The following is a 13589-nucleotide window of genomic DNA, read 5'->3' as shown; positions in this document are numbered from 1 at the left end:
TATGGGGCCAATGACATCTTCCCCGATCCCGTCGCCTGCGGCCGGCGCGTTCGACCCGATCGAGCGGGTCGAGAACCGGCTGGTCAGGGCCGCCTTCTCGCCGCATCGGCACGACACCTACACGGTCGCGCTGACGATGGCGGGGGTGCAGGCCTTCAACTATCGCGGGTCGATGCGACACTCGCTGCCGGGGCAGGTGCTGATCCTGCATCCCGAAGAGCTGCACGACGGCCACTGCCACGATGAGGCGGGATTCAGCTATCGGGCGGCCTATGTTCCGCCAACGCATGTCCAGGCCGTGCTTGGCGGCGCGGCACTGCCGTTTGTCGTCAATGGCGTCTCGACGAATCCCGGCTTGATTGCGGCCGCCTGCGCCATGGTGATCGACTGCGCGGGCGATGCGGATCCAGCGGCTTATGAAGACGCGCTCTACGATCTGGCCAATGCCATGAACGATGCGGCAGGCCAGGCGGCAAAGGTGAGGATCGCCGACCGGACAGCCGTGATGCGGGCGCGCGAATTTCTCGAATCCGCCGTGGTTTTCGGTGCGCGGCTGGAGCAGCTTGAGCACGAGACGGGCTGTGACCGCTGGCAGCTTTCGCGTGACTTCCGGGCATTGCTGGGCACCAGCCCCTATCGTTATCTGCAGTACCGGCGGGTCGATCTGGCCAAGCGGCTGTTGCGGGAAGGCGCGACGCTGGTGGATGCTGCCCATGGCGCCGGCTTTGCCGATCAGAGCCATTTTGGCCGCACCTTCCGCAAGGCCGTTGGCCTCACCCCAAAGGCGTGGCTGCGTTCGGACCTGTTCCGCACGATCATTCTATAGACGTCGTCGGCGGGCGGTTAGCCTGCGCTGCATGACACAGATCATTTTTTCCGACGAAGCGCCAAAGGGTTGGATACCGCCGAGCATTGCCGCCCCCTTCATCTGCATCTTCATTGTTGCCACCAGCATGTTGCCGGGCGATCTCGGACTCGCCTATCTCGGCCTGACGGACCCGAGGGGGCACCCGCGCGGGCCCTTGGGCTTCTTCCTGATGCTGGTGTCGTTCATCGCCTTGGGCCTCGCGGTACTTGGCTGGGTGCGCTGGGTCGAAAAGCGAAGCGTCGCCAGTGTAGGGCTCCGCGGCGATGGGCGGCTCAAGAGATTCCTAACCGGATTGGCCATCGGCGTGGCGATGATGGGCGCGGTCGTGACGGCGATCGCCGTTTCTGGCGGATACCGTGTCGCCGATCTCGCCCCCGCCTTTGCCAGCCCTGCCGCGCTTGGCTGGATCGCCCTGCTGCTCGCCGGCTTCACCGTGCAAGCGAGCGTGGAGGAGTTGGTTTTTCGCGGCTGGCTGTTCTCAACCGTCACGCGCCGCTGGAACACGACGGCCGCCTTCCTGTTGAGTTCCGCCGCGTTCACCTTTGTGCACTTCTCACCCAGGACACCCCTGCTGGTGTTGGTCATGACCTTCGTTTTCGCGATGTTCGCCTGCGCCTGGGCGCGTCGTTCGAATGCGATCTGGGGCGTGATGGGCTGGCACGTCGGTTGGAACTGGTTTGGCGGCACCGGCTTTGACGTGCCGATCACGGGTCTGGAGAGCGGTCTCCCCGCTCTGGTGGTGAAACTGGTGCCTGTCGGGCCGGCCTGGCTCACTGGTGCTGGCGAGGGGCCGGAAGGGAGCGTGTTTGCGCTTGCCCTGTTGAGCGTGGCTGGCTTGCGCCTGCTGTTGCCTGCACGGTCGCGTGAACGCAGCGGCATCGATCTGCCCGGTTGAGGGCAGAAGCTTCGCACCACAGGGCGCACGGGCAAGGCAGGTCGGCAGGCCGCTTTACCAGCTACAGGCGGTGCAGTGCGTGCTCGCCGCATGCGCCGGCGCATTGGGCTACAGCCAGGACACGCCGCTGGCGAGCTGGTACACGCATATCCGCAGCCAGCGGCTGGTGGACGGGCCGGACGAGGTGCACCGCTGGACGGTGGGGCGCAACGTGATCAAGGCGTTCCAGGCGCATGGCACGACGGCGTCGGCGGCCGGGGGGGGACCTAATCTAGGCGCGCCCAGCCTCCCAAGGCGGCGCTGGCCAGCCCGGTAACGGCTTGGTATGGTGAGGTTCGGCTTGCCCTCCTGGTCCGCCGCTGCGGGGGCGATAGATGCGAACGGGTGCCGTGTGCCGGCCTGCTGCCACCGTGTCTGGCTGTGCCTGTGCCTGACATTTTCCTGTCCTACAGCCGCACCGATCTCTCCGTTGCCGCCCGCATGGCCGCAGCGCTGAAGGCCGCCGGGCATGATGTTTGGTGGGACCAGGCGCTGAAATCGGGCGAGGTGTATGATCAGGTGACGGAGGCCGCGCTGCGTGAGGCGAAGGTGGTAGTCGTGCTGTGGTCAAAGACATCGGTCGTATCGGATTGGGTGCGATCCGAGGCCACCGTCGCCATGCAGCGCGGCGCGCTGATGCCGGCGATGATCGAGGATTGCCAACGCCCGGTGATGTTCGAACTCAGGCAGTCCGCCGATCTGCTTGGCTGGAAGGGCAATGCGAAGGACCCGCGCCTGCTGGCGTTCGTCGCGGAAGTGACGCGGCAGCTGGCCAGGCCGGTGGCGGCCAAGGCCGGCCCGGTGCCGGCGACTGCATCAATGAAAGGCCCCAACCGGCGCGTGCTGATTGGCGGCGCGGCTGGAGTGGCGGCGCTGGCGGCTGGCGGGTTCGCAGGCTGGCGGGCGTTTGGCGGCCAGGCAGACGATGGCACCGCCAGCGTGGCCGTACTGCCATTCGCCAATCTGTCGGGTGATCCGGGGCAAGCGTTTTTTTCCGATGGCATTGCCGAGGAACTGCGCAACGCACTGTCGCAGATCAGGGGACTGAAGGTGATCGGCGGGGTCAGTTCCGAGAAGTTTCGCAATGCCGACGACTTGCCAGCAGTGGCGGAAAAACTCGGCGTCGATCACATTCTCACCGGCAGCGTCCGCCGCTCGCTCACCACCATCCGCATTGGTGCGCAATTGGTTGACGGTCGCACCGGCGTTGAAAGCTGGTCGCACAGCTATGATCAGCCGATTGGCGATGCGCTGGCCATCCAGAGCAAGATCGCCACCAGCGTCGTGGGGGCGTTGAGCACCAGGCTTGCCAAGGCAGCTGGCCTTGTTGTGGTCGGCGGGAGCCGCAATCCGCGCGCACAGGAACTGCTGCTGAAAGCCGGAAAGGCATTCTCCAGCGCTGACAGCAAGGCAGGCTTTCTGGCGACCCTGGCATTGCTGGACGCAGCAATCGCAATAGATCCGGATTGTGCCGTTGCATGGGCCGGTGCGGCATTTGCAAAAAGCAATCTTGTCGCGTTCGCCACATCGGCCGCGGATCAGGCAGTCTTGAAGGACGAAGCAATGGCCGCCAGCCAGCGAGCGGTTGCGATTGCGCCGGAATCGGGGTTTGCCAGGCAGTCGCTGGCCTTCCAATATCTAACGGCGGTGGATCTGCGGCGAGCGCTGGCAGAGGGCGAGCGCGCCATCGCCTTGGCACCTGCCGATGTGGGCGTCATCTTCGGTTTCACGCAGTTGTTGCAACTGTTTGATCCGGATCGCGCCGTCTCCATCATACGCGAAGCGGCCTCGCTCGATCCATTCAACCCATATTATTACTTCACGTACGGCAAGACCCTGTACGCGGCACGTCGATACAGGGAGGCTGCCGAGGCGAGCCGACACGCGTCGGCGCTGAGCAACAATCAGCTAGGCATCTTTTTTCTGATTCGCGCACTTCTCTGCATGGACGATATTGAGTCGGCTCGCGCAAATCTGGGCAATATCCAGCAGGAACAGATGCGACTTTCCTACAAGGCGATCATCGAAGCACGCGCGGGCAATCGCGCTGCGTCTGATGCGGCGCTGCTCCAACTGCGCAAGCGCGGTGACGATTCAATCAACACCTACATGGCGACCGTTCATGCGCAGCGCGGCGAAACAGCCGCCGCCCTTGATGCGCTCGAAACGGCGCTGCGGTCCAAGGAAGTCGGCATCACTTTTATAGCGATTGATCCACTCTTCGATCCCATCAGCCGGGAATCACGTTTTAAGGCCGTTCGCGATGCGGTGGTTCCGCCCGATCTGTTCGTGCCGCCAAAGCGGCGGTAACATGAAATGGGCCGGGCGTTATGCCCGGCCCCCTTCATTGCTGCGCGATACCTCCCCCGGAGGGAAGGAGCATTTCATGCCGCCAGCGCGATGCCTTCGTAGCGGGACAGGTGGAAGTCCACGCTGCCGAACAGATTCTCGATCAGCGTCGCGCGCTTGAAATAATGGCCGACGGCCAGTTCCTGGGTGATGCCGATGCCGCCGTGGATCTGCACGGCGTTCTGGCCGACGAACTTGGCGGCCTTGCCCACCTTGGCCTTGGCCATGGAAGCCGCGGCGCTGCGTTCGGGCGTGTCGAGCTTCAGCGTCGCCATCATGGTCATCGAAACGGCCTGTTCGACCTCCATGAACATGTCCACCAGCCGGTGCTGGATGACCTGGAAATCGCCGATCGCCTTGCCGAACTGCTTGCGCTGCTTGGCATAATCCAGCGTCTGCGCGTGCAGCACCTTCAGCACGCCGCAGGCTTCGGCGCACACGGCGGCGGTGGCTTCATCGACGATCTGTTCGATCAGCGGCAGCGCGTCTGCACGCAGCACATGCTCGGCGCCGACCGCGACATTCTCGAAATAGACTTCGCTGGCCGAGGTGCCGTGCACGGTGAGATAATCGCGGCGGGTGATGCCGGGCGCGTCGGCCGGGATCAGCAGCAGCGCGATGCCGCCGGCGTCCCGCTGGGCGCCACCGGTGCGTGCCGTCACCAGGAGGTGCGTGGCGTGCGCGGCGCTTTCCACCACGGCCTTCTGGCCGTTCAGCATGCCGCCCTTCAGCGTGGTGGTGAGATCGTTGAGATAGAAACGGCCCTGCGGTTCATAGGCGGCAAAGGCGATGCGGGTGGTGCCGGCGATGATGCCGGGGATCACCGCATCCGCCACGGCGCCGCCGACATGCTTCAGCGCGCCGCCGCCGATGACGACGGTGGAGAGATAGGGCTCCAGCACGATGGCGCGGCCCATTTCCTCCATCAGCACCATGTTCTCGATGGCGCCGCCGCCCAGGCCGCCGTGCGCTTCGCTGAACGAGGCGCCCAGGATGCCGAGCTCCTCGGCAAAGGCCTTCCACACCGCCGGGTTCCAGCCCTTGCCCTCGCGCACCACCTTCTGGCGCGTGTCGAAATCATAGGTGTCCGCCAGGTAGCGCGAAAGCATGTCGCGCAGCATGGTCTGTTCTTCGGTGAAATTGAAATCCATCGTCGTTCCCCAAGGCGTGCCGCCCCCCGCCGGGGAGCGGCGGTCGTTCATATCAAAGGCCGAGCACCATCTTGGCGATGATGTTGCGCTGGATCTCGTTGGACCCGCCATAGATGCTGGTCTTGCGCATGTTGAAATAGACCGGCGCCACACGACGCGCGCTGTCCGGACCGACCGCGAAGCTGTTGTCGCCTTCACCCATGGAACGGAAATAGGGCGCGCCATAGGTGCCGGCGGCTTCCAGCGCCAGCTCGGTCAGCCGCTGCTGGATTTCGGTGCCCTTGATCTTCAGCAGGCTGGATTCCGGCCCCGGGCCCTTGCCGCTGGACTCACCGGCCAGCGTGCGCAACTCGGTATATTCCAGCGCGGCCAGATCGACTTCCAGCTCGGCGATCTTGCGCTTGAAGAACGGGTTGGCCAGCAGCGCGTCGCCGCCATCGGCGGTGTTGCGGGCCACCTGCTTGATGCGCTCCACGTTGCGCTTGGAGGCGGCAACGCCGGCAATGCCGGTGCGTTCGTGGGCGAGCAGGAACTTGGCGCAGGTCCAGCCCTTGTTCTCGTGGAACACGCGGTTTTCCACCGGCACGATCACGTCTTCCAGCCACACCTCGTTGACCTCGTGCTCACCGCCCAGGGTGATGATCGGGCGCACGGTGATGCCGGGCGTCTTCATGTCGATGAGGAGGAAGCTGATGCCCTCCTGCATCTTGGCAGCCGGATCGGTGCGGACGAGGAAGAAGCCCCAATCGGCATGCTGCGCCATCGTCGTCCAGGTCTTCTGGCCGTTGACGCGGTAATATTCCTTGCCATCTTCACCGGTGAAACGCTCGGCGCGGGTGCGCAAGCTCGCAAGGTCAGACCCCGAACCCGGCTCCGAATAGCCCTGGCACCACCAATCCTCACCCGACAGGATGCGGGGCAGGAACTTGGCCTTCTGCTCCGGCGTGCCAAAGGTGTAGATCACCGGGCCGACCATGGAGAGGCCAAACGGCATCAGCCGCACGCAATCGGCGCGGGCGGTCTCTTCCGACCAGATATAACGCTGCGTCGCCGTCCAGCCGGTGCCGCCATATTCCACCGGCCACGCCGGGGCGATCCAGCCCTTGGCATGCAACACCTTGTGCCAGGCCAGGAAATCCTGCTTCTCCATCTCCTCGCCTTCGTCGATCTTGTCGTGCAGATAGGCGGGATAATGATCACGAATGAACGCTCGCACTTCCTCACGGAAGGCAACATCTTCGGCGCTGAAATTCAGGTCCATGGCTTCACTCCCCAAAGCAGGTTGACGTTTACGTAAACCTGATTCGAGAGCCGCACAACCCTGTGAATAATGTCGCTGCGGCGTCTTGTGCGCGCCCGCCGGGTCCCCACATCAGGGGCATGATGAACGCCCTCTCGCTGGTGATTGGCCTCTTTGCCCTGGCCCTCGCCGTCTTCGCCTTCCTGCCGTTCCTCGGCTGGGCCAACTGGGCGATCATCCCGCTCGCCATGGTCGGGCTGGGGCTGGGCTTCCTGTCGGGCAAGGACGCCGGGCGGAACCTCAACCTTGTGGTGATCGTCGTCGGCGCGTTCCGCCTGTTCATGGGCGGCGGGATCATCTGACCCCCGTCACCACGGCGAATGCCGGGGCCCATTGCCCAATCGCAGCATCAACCGCGCTCCTCGCGGTAGATTAAAGAAGAAGCCTCCGGCGGGCAGGGCCTGAGGCCCTGCACCCACTTTCGTTTTTGGGCGCTCAGTTCCCGTAATGCCGGATTGCTACTGCTCTGCGGATGCTCAATTCGTCGCGAACCGATGGTCGCGACCGCAATGACCACATGTCGATCGAGGCCAAGGCGTGTTCAATGCAAAAAAGCCCTTGTTGCTTCTGAACAGCGAAAGGCCACAATTCGGACAGCGGAAGGCGAACGGCAAGAGGCCCTGAACCAATAAGAAGGCGAAGCCGATCAACAGGTGGCTTCGATCCAAAACAGCTAACCAGAGAGGACAGGTAAGAAACAACAAGAACAGCCAAATGGATAGGAGCCAAGACTTCGAATAAAGTGACATGCCGCAAGGCTGCCACACTTGCTCCCATTCGGCAAAGGCAAAAGATCGCCCCAAAGCAGTCGCAGAGGGTCGACTGAAAACAGCCGGGTGCAGGGTCTGCGACCCTGCCCGCCGGAGGCCTTCTTGTGACTCTACCCCAAAAGGCGCGCTTGGCGGGAGGCATGGGCGATGGGCCCCGGCGTTCGCCGCGGTGACGCGTGCTTAACTGGCTGGCCGCGCTTTCGCTTCCTCTTCCCGTTCCCGGTGGAAGATGTGGGTTGCCATCATCGCGCCCATCAGGGGGGCGATCAGGTTGAAGAAGGGCAGGGCGAAGAGGGCGGCGGTCAGGAATCCGATGCCCCAGCTGTCCCATTTGTGCTGCCCGGGCCAGGCGCGGCTTTCGCCCAGCGGGACGTGACGGGCGGCGACGGCTTCGAGATATTCGCGGCCCAGCGCCCAGCCGTTGGCGATGATGAACAGGATGAGCGGCCCGATGCCGGTGACGAGGAGGAGGAGGTAGGCTGGCAGCAGCAGCGCGTTGATGAGGGCGACGCGGATGGCGGCGCGGCCGCCCATGGCGAACTCGACGCCAAAGCCGAGCGCGTGGCCCTTGGCTTGCGGGTAGTAGCGGGTTTCGACGGCGACGATGATCTCGTCCTGCCACATGGCCATCACGGCGGTGGCGATGCTGGTGAAGCCGAGCCAGGTGAGGAGGAGGGAGAGGAGGACAGCTGCGGCGTCGCCGGCGCCGTTGGTCCAGAAGCTTTGCAGCCATTGCGGCCAGCCAGCCGTTTCGATCATGGCGATGCCCTTGAACACCAAGTACGCCAGGCCGGCGAACAGCAGCAATGTCAGCAACAGCGCGCGCAGCAGGACGCGGCGGATGGCCGGGTCCCACAATTGCGCGAAGCTGAGGATGAAGGCGGCGGGCATTTCGTCCACCTAGGTAGGGGGTGGGCAGGGCAGCGGCAAGCCGCTAAGGCTCGCGCACGTTCGTCAGGAGCTTTTGATGCCGCAGTATGACATTCTCGCCATGGGCAACGCCATCGTTGACGTGATCAGCAGCGAGACGCCGGATTTCCTCTCCAGCCGCGGCATCCAGCATGGCTGCATGCGGCTGATCGATGCCACCGAAGCCGAGGCGCTCTATGGCGCGATGGGGCCGGGGCGGGAGATCAGCGGCGGTTCGGCGGCCAATTCGGTGGTGGGTGCGGCGGCACTGGGCGCGAGGACGGCATTTGTCGGCCGGGTGGCCAGTGATCAGCTCGGCCAGGTCTTCACCCATGATATCCGCGCCGCCGGCGTGCATTTCGCCACGGCGCCGGCCAGCGGTGGTCCGCCGACCGGGCGCTGCCTGATCGTGGTGACGCCCGATGGCGAGCGCACGATGAACACCTATCTCGGCGCCTGCCAGGAACTGGATTCGAGCGATCTTGATGCGGCGCTCGTGGCCCAGGCCGGTATTCTCTATCTGGAAGGCTATCTGTGGGATCCGGCGGCGCCGCGCGCGGCCATGCAGGCGGCGATCAAGGTGGCGCGCGAGGCGGGCAACAAGGTGGCCTTCACCCTGTCGGACGTGTTCTGCGTGGAAGGCCACCGCGGCGATTTCCGCGCTCTGCTGGAAAGCCATGTCGACATCATGTTCGGCAACGAGAATGAGGTGAAAGCCCTGTATCAGACCGACGATATCGACGCGGCGATGGCGGAGCTGGCCAGGCACGCCTGCATCACCGTCGTCACCCGCAGCGAGAAGGGCGCGGTCGTGATCGGCGGCGGGCACCGGTATGAGGTGCCGGGGGAACGGGTGGCCAAGGTGGTGGATACCACCGGCGCAGGCGATCTGTTTGCGGGCGGTTTCATGGCGGCGCTGGTGCAGGGGCGGTCGCTCCCCGACTGCGCGCGGATTGGGTGCATTTCGGCAGCGGAAGTGATTTCGCACTTCGGCGCGCGGCCGGAGGCGGATTTGCGGACACTGGTGGCGAGCAAGCTGGACTGAGGCGCGGCCGGCGGCAAAGCCGCCGAGTCCGCTTGGAAGCTAGAGGAAGGCAAGTAGTGCGCGGCGAAGCCGCGCCGTCGGACGAGTCAAAAAGGGCGGCCTGTTGGGGCCGCCCTTTTCGCTCGCCGTCCGGATGCGACCGAGTCCGTGATTATCGCTGCGCGATAATCACTGGCCGGTCACGCATCTTTCCCACCCGGCGTATGGATCCCCGGCAGCGGCGCAACGCCCTGCGGCGGCACGTCCGGGCTCAGCTCGCCCACTTCGGTCACGCCGCTCGCCACGTTGGAGCGGCTGCGGCCATAGATGAAGTAGAACACCAGGCCGATCGCCGCCCAGCCGAAGAACACCATCTGCGCCTCGATCGACAGGAAGGCGAAGAGCAGCAGGCAGCCCAGCGCGGCGAGCGGCGCCACCACCCACACGGCGGGCGTGCGGAATACGCGCCGGCGATCGGGATCGGTGCGCCGCAGGGTCATGATGGCGAGCGACACGAAGAAGAAGGCGCACAGCGTGCCGCCGTTCGAGACCGAGGCCAGCTGCCCCACCGGGAAGAAGGCCGCCGAGATCGCCACGCCCAGGCCGGTGATGATCGTCACCACGTGCGGCGTGCGATATTTCGGGTGGACCTTCGACAAGGCGCCCGGCAGCAGGCCATCGCGGCTCATCACGAAGAACACGCGGGTCTGCGCGAACATCATCATCAGCACGACGGAGGGCAGCGCGAAGCCGGCAGCTAGGCCGAGCACGTTGCCGATGCCGGGGTGACCGATCATTCGCAGCACGTGGGCCAGGGCTTCCTTGGAGCAGACCACCGGCATGGTGGCTTCGGCAAAGCTCTTGCACTGGGCGGTGAGTTCCAGGCTGCCCGGCGACAGGGCTTCGCCGTTGGGGCCAAACACCGGCTGCGCGCCATAGGCGCCGATGACGCCGGCGCCGACCAGCATGTAGAAGATGGTGCAGATCACCAGGCTGCCCATCAGGCCGATCGGGATGTTCTTCTGCGGGTCCTTGGTCTCTTCGGCCGCGGTGGAGACCGCGTCGAAGCCCACGAAGGCGAAGAAGATGATCGAGGCGGCCGAGATCGAACCGGTGATGCCGAGCGGCAGGAAGGGCACGAACTTGTCTGACTGGGCAGCGGGCAGGGCGAGCGCCACGAAGGCGGCCAGCGCCAGCACCTTGATCACCACCAGCACGGCGTTGACGGTGGCGCTTTCCTTGGTGCCGATGACCAGCAGCCAGGTGACGGCCAGCGCGATGCCCACCGCCGGCAGGTTGATGATGCCGCCGGCATAAGGCCCGTTGACCAATTCCGGCGGGATTGCGATGCCGGCAAAATTCTGAATGACGCCAACGATATAGCCTGACCAGCCGACCGCAACCGCCGATGCCGCCACCGCATATTCCAGCACCAGCGCCCAGCCGACGATCCAGGCCAGGATCTCGCCGAAGGTCGCATAGCTATAGGTGTAGGCGCTGCCCGAAACCGGCACCATCGCGGCCAGTTCGGCGTAGCAGAGCGCGGCGAGGCCGCAGACCGCGGCGGAGAGCACGAAGCTGATCAGCATGCCGGGGCCGGCCAATTGCGCGGCTTCGGCGGTGAGCACGAAGATGCCGGTGCCGATGATGCCGCCAATGCCCAGCATGGTGAGCTGGAACGCCCCCAGCGAGCGGGTGAGCGATTTCTTCTCAGCGGTCGCCAGAATCGAATCCAGCGACTTGACGCGCCATTTGTTCAAGCAATTTCCCCTTACGAACCCGGTGGCACCAGACCCCTCCCTCGGAGCCGACGCCATTTCATCCGTCCGTCATGCCCAGCAATAGTGCGTGTGGTCAAGGTGGCAGAGCAGCCCAGCCTGGCGCGCTGATGTGAGTTGAATCACAAAAATGGGTGGCGGTGGCATCAATCACAGATTATGGTGCATCGATGACCAGCCTGACGCCCGTCGAAGCCCTTGCGCTGGCCCGTATCGACGGGCAGCGCCCCGCCATGCTGGCCGAGATCGAGGCCTGGGCGGCGATCAACACCGGCAGCCGCAATCTGGCTGGCCTGGCGCGACAAGTGGATGTGCTGGAGGCGGCGTTTGCGCCACTGGGCGGCACCGCCCGCCGCGTCGCCGCCGCGCCGGCCACCCAGCTGGATGCGACGGGTCAGGAGCGCAGCCTTGCCCACGGCGACAATCTCCACATCGTCAAGCGGCCCGACGCTCCGGTGCGAGTGCTGCTGACCGGCCACATGGACACGGTGTTTGCCGCTGATCATCCGTTCCAGGCCTGCCGCTGGATGGATGCCGACACGCTGAACGGGCCGGGCGTCGCCGACATGAAGGGCGGCATTGCCGTCATCAAGGCGGCGCTGACCGCGCTGGAAGCCAGCCCGTTTGCCGATGCGATCGGTTGGGAGGTGGTGCTCAATTCGGACGAGGAGGTGTCCTCCCCCGGATCGGCGCCCATGCTGGCCGAAGCCGCCAAACGCTGTCACCTGGGCCTTACCTTCGAGCCGGCGCTGCCCGATGGCACGCTGGCCGGGGCGCGGGCCGGATCCGGCAATTTCTCGGCCGCCATCCACGGCCGCGCGGCGCACGCGGGGCGCAACCCGCAGGATGGCCGTAATGCGCTGCTCGCCGCCGCCGATCTGGCGCTGCGGCTGGCCACGCTGGCCGGCGATGATCTCTCGGTCAATCCGGCGAAGATCGATGGCGGCGGGCCCAACAATATCGTGCCGGATAACGCCGTGCTGCGCTGGAACATGCGGCCGCGCTCGGCCGCGGCCCAGCTGCGCGCCGAAGCCGGCATCAACGAGATCGTCGCGGCGGTGGCGGCGGCGCATGATGTGCATGTCCATGTCCACGGCCGTTTCGCCCGGCCGCCCAAACCGCTCGATGCCAACCAGCAGCGCCTGTTTGACCTGGTGAAGGATTGCGGCAGCGCCATCGGCCTCGCCATCGGCTGGCGCGACACCGGCGGCGTGTGTGACGGCAACAATCTCGCCGCGACAGGCCTTGCCGTGGTGGACACCATGGGGCCGCGCGGCGGCGCCATTCACAGCGCGGAGGAGTTTCTATGCGCCGATTCGCTGGAGGAGCGGGCGCGATTGGCCGCCCTGGTGCTGATGCGCGTGGCGCAGGCGGGGTGGCAGCGATGATGGGCCTCTGGCGCGTCCGCCCGGCGCGGATGGACGATCTGCCGGCCGTGCTGGAACTGGCGCGGCTCACCGGTGGCGGCTTCACCAACCTGCCGCAGGATGAAGGCGCGCTGGCTCGCCGCCTGGCCTGGTCCGACGCCAGCTTCGCCCGCACCGACGCTGCGCCGGAGAACGAGTTGTACCTGCTGCTGCTTGAAGAGGTGGCGACGGGGCGCATCGGCGGCACCGGCATGGTGTTCAGCCGGGTCGGCGCCGAATGGCCCTTCTACAGTTACAAGATTTCCACCCTCACCCAGACCAGCAAGGAACTGGACCGCACGCTGCGCATCCAGTTCCTGTCATTGACCAGCGATTTCGACGGCGCGTCGGAAGTGGGCGGGCTGTTTCTGCACCCCGATCTGCGCACCGGCGGCCTGGGCCGGCTGCTGGCGCGGGCGCGTTACCTGTTCATCGCCCAGCACCGCGCGCGCTTTGGCGACCGGGTCATTGCCGAGCTGCGCGGCGTGATGGACGAAAGCGGCAACTCGCCGTTCTGGGATGCGCTGGGCCGCCAGTTCTTCGATCTGAGTTTCCCGGAGGCCGACCGCTTCAACGCCGTGCACGGCAACCAGTTCATCGCCGATCTGATGCCGAAACACCCGATCTACACCGCGCTGTTGCCTGAAGCGGCGCGGGCGGCCATCGGCCAGCCGCACCCCACCGGCCGCGCCGCGCTGGCCATGTTGCTCGCCGAAGGCTTCAGTTTCGACAATTATGTCGACATCTTCGACGGCGGCCCGACGGTGAGCGCCCGCATCGATGATCTGAAAACCATCCGTGGCGCCGGCGAGAGCGAGATTGCCGCCCTGGCCGACACCATCGATGCGCCGGCCGCGCTGGTGGCGAGCGGTACGCTGCACGGTTTCCAGGCCTTTCTGTCGCCGCTGGCTGATGCCGGCCGCACCCTGCCCGCCGCCATTGCCGAACCCCTGGGCCTGACACCCGGCACGAGGATCCGTCATGTCGCCTGCTGAGCTTGTTTCCACCGATCCCTGCACCGGCGAAGCGATCTGGCGTGGGCCGGTGGGCGGCGTGGCGGCGGCGGTTGCGCGTGCCCGCGCGGCTGCACCGGGCTGGGC

12 protein-coding genes are annotated in these 13589 nt (G+C 65.6%); 8 read left to right on the top strand and 4 right to left on the bottom strand.

The window, feature by feature from the left end; translation table 11 throughout:
* The first annotated feature begins 10 nt into the window (after nt 1-10).
* The 4 genes from GJ693_RS01050 (at nt 11) to GJ693_RS01035 (ending at nt 4112) form a co-directional block, all read left to right on the top strand.
* Nucleotides 11-826 (top strand): helix-turn-helix domain-containing protein, encoded by an 816-nt coding sequence (locus GJ693_RS01050; protein ID WP_156254480.1) that lies wholly within the window; start codon nt 11-13, stop codon nt 824-826.
* A gap of 31 nt (nt 827-857) precedes the next feature.
* Nucleotides 858-1763 carry a CPBP family intramembrane glutamic endopeptidase gene (locus GJ693_RS01045; RefSeq protein ID WP_197041860.1) on the top strand — a complete coding sequence of 302 codons (906 nt, stop codon included), beginning with the start codon at nt 858-860 and terminating at the stop codon, nt 1761-1763.
* Nucleotides 1732-2079: an acyl-CoA dehydrogenase family protein gene (locus tag GJ693_RS17620; RefSeq protein ID WP_328598808.1), complete on the top strand. Its 348-nt coding sequence runs from the start codon at nt 1732-1734 to the stop codon at nt 2077-2079. Before GJ693_RS01045 ends, GJ693_RS17620 begins: the two co-directional genes overlap by 32 nt.
* A gap of 110 nt (nt 2080-2189) precedes the next feature.
* Nucleotides 2190-4112, top strand: coding sequence for a TIR domain-containing protein (locus tag GJ693_RS01035; RefSeq protein WP_156254478.1), 1923 nt, complete (start codon nt 2190-2192; stop codon nt 4110-4112).
* A 74-nt stretch (nt 4113-4186) separates the two neighbouring features.
* On the opposite strand, the gene GJ693_RS01030 is transcribed toward GJ693_RS01035, so the two are convergent.
* Complete coding sequence (locus GJ693_RS01030; protein ID WP_156254477.1) at nt 4187-5302, bottom strand: acyl-CoA dehydrogenase family protein; 1116 nt, start codon at nt 5300-5302, stop codon at nt 4187-4189.
* Nucleotides 5303-5354: 52 nt separating this feature from the next.
* Nucleotides 5355-6563 (bottom strand): acyl-CoA dehydrogenase family protein, encoded by a 1209-nt coding sequence (locus GJ693_RS01025; RefSeq protein WP_156254476.1) that lies wholly within the window; start codon nt 6561-6563, stop codon nt 5355-5357.
* A 119-nt stretch (nt 6564-6682) separates the two neighbouring features.
* Between GJ693_RS01025 and GJ693_RS01020 the strand changes: the two genes are divergently transcribed.
* Nucleotides 6683-6904, top strand: a complete 222-nt coding sequence (locus GJ693_RS01020) for a hypothetical protein (protein WP_156254475.1) — start codon at nt 6683-6685, stop codon at nt 6902-6904.
* A 648-nt stretch (nt 6905-7552) separates the two neighbouring features.
* Here the strand turns inward: GJ693_RS01020 and GJ693_RS01015 are convergent.
* The gene (locus GJ693_RS01015; RefSeq protein ID WP_235902535.1) at nt 7553-8263 is read right to left on the bottom strand and encodes an EI24 domain-containing protein; all 711 of its coding nucleotides are present in this window, start codon (nt 8261-8263) and stop codon (nt 7553-7555) included.
* A gap of 76 nt (nt 8264-8339) precedes the next feature.
* Here GJ693_RS01015 and GJ693_RS01010 point away from each other — a divergent pair, with 76 nt between their 5' ends.
* Nucleotides 8340-9326 carry an adenosine kinase gene (locus tag GJ693_RS01010; protein ID WP_156254473.1) on the top strand — a complete coding sequence of 329 codons (987 nt, stop codon included), beginning with the start codon at nt 8340-8342 and terminating at the stop codon, nt 9324-9326.
* Between the two features lie 179 nt (nt 9327-9505).
* Here the strand turns inward: GJ693_RS01010 and GJ693_RS01005 are convergent, their stop codons facing one another.
* Nucleotides 9506-11065 (bottom strand): amino acid permease, encoded by a 1560-nt coding sequence (locus GJ693_RS01005; RefSeq protein WP_156254472.1) that lies wholly within the window; start codon nt 11063-11065, stop codon nt 9506-9508.
* A 188-nt stretch (nt 11066-11253) separates the two neighbouring features.
* On the opposite strand from GJ693_RS01005, the gene GJ693_RS01000 reads away from it, so the two are divergent.
* Nucleotides 11254-12471: a hydrolase gene (locus tag GJ693_RS01000; protein WP_156254471.1), complete on the top strand. Its 1218-nt coding sequence runs from the start codon at nt 11254-11256 to the stop codon at nt 12469-12471.
* A complete protein-coding gene (locus tag GJ693_RS00995; RefSeq protein ID WP_156254511.1) occupies nt 12471-13484 on the top strand; it encodes an arginine N-succinyltransferase in 1014 nt (337 codons plus the stop codon). The genes GJ693_RS01000 and GJ693_RS00995 overlap by 1 nt, the downstream gene beginning before the upstream one ends.
* Nucleotides 13485-13589: the final 105 nt, after the last annotated feature.

The sequence above is a fragment of the Sandarakinorhabdus oryzae genome, from assembly GCF_009733735.1.
Taxonomy (GTDB): Bacteria; Pseudomonadota; Alphaproteobacteria; order Sphingomonadales; family Sphingomonadaceae; genus Sandarakinorhabdus; species Sandarakinorhabdus oryzae.
Note: the sequence above shows the minus strand (reverse complement) of the source record. Positions and strands in the feature narration are given on the sequence as shown.

Bases quoted from the DNA above. Each gene is read 5' to 3' on its own strand.
- GJ693_RS01050 (WP_156254480.1), top strand. From the start codon at position 11: ATGACATCTTCCCCGATCCCGTCGCCTGCGGCCGGCGCGTTCGACCCG.
- GJ693_RS01045 (WP_197041860.1), top strand. From the start codon at position 858: ATGACACAGATCATTTTTTCCGACGAAGCGCCAAAGGGTTGGATACCG.
- GJ693_RS01030 (WP_156254477.1), bottom strand. From the start codon at position 5,302: ATGGATTTCAATTTCACCGAAGAACAGACCATGCTGCGCGACATGCTT.
- GJ693_RS01025 (WP_156254476.1), bottom strand. From the start codon at position 6,563: ATGGACCTGAATTTCAGCGCCGAAGATGTTGCCTTCCGTGAGGAAGTG.
- GJ693_RS01020 (WP_156254475.1), top strand. From the start codon at position 6,683: ATGATGAACGCCCTCTCGCTGGTGATTGGCCTCTTTGCCCTGGCCCTC.
- GJ693_RS01015 (WP_235902535.1), bottom strand. From the start codon at position 8,263: ATGCCCGCCGCCTTCATCCTCAGCTTCGCGCAATTGTGGGACCCGGCC.
- GJ693_RS01010 (WP_156254473.1), top strand. From the start codon at position 8,340: ATGCCGCAGTATGACATTCTCGCCATGGGCAACGCCATCGTTGACGTG.
- GJ693_RS01000 (WP_156254471.1), top strand. From the start codon at position 11,254: ATGACCAGCCTGACGCCCGTCGAAGCCCTTGCGCTGGCCCGTATCGAC.
- GJ693_RS00995 (WP_156254511.1), top strand. From the start codon at position 12,471: ATGGGCCTCTGGCGCGTCCGCCCGGCGCGGATGGACGATCTGCCGGCC.